This is a genomic window from Pseudoalteromonas sp. 5Ae-yellow (assembly GCF_014077565.1).
Taxonomy (GTDB): domain Bacteria; phylum Pseudomonadota; class Gammaproteobacteria; order Enterobacterales; family Alteromonadaceae; genus Pseudoalteromonas.
On sequence record NZ_JACGWD010000179.1, the window covers coordinates 1 to 340 of the forward strand.

Below are 340 nucleotides of genomic sequence, written 5' to 3' on the forward strand. Positions count from 1 at the left end.
CTACTATGAGCACCGTTGGCTTGTAGAGGAATACCATAAAGTCTGGAAAAGTGATGGCACGGATATCGAAAGTTTACGCCTTCAAAGCCAAGATAACATGGAAAGATTGGTGACGATTAATGGCTTTATTGCGACGCGAATATTGCAACTAAAGTTCACCAATGAGCAGCCTGATTCTCCAAGTTGTGAACAACTGTTATCTCCCAAAGCATGGAAGTTATTGTGGTTAAAGAGAATAAAAACACCATTGCCTGAAACTGCTCCAAATATGTCATGGGCGTATCAGGAACTGGCAAAGTTAGGAGGCTGGAAAGATACCAAGCGCACAGGGCGTGCATCT

At 43.2% G+C, this 340-nt stretch carries 1 pseudogene; it reads left to right on the forward strand.

The features are described 5' to 3' along the window. Positions 1-340: pseudogene (locus tag H4J63_RS19875) on the forward strand (IS4 family transposase); the annotation flags it as partial.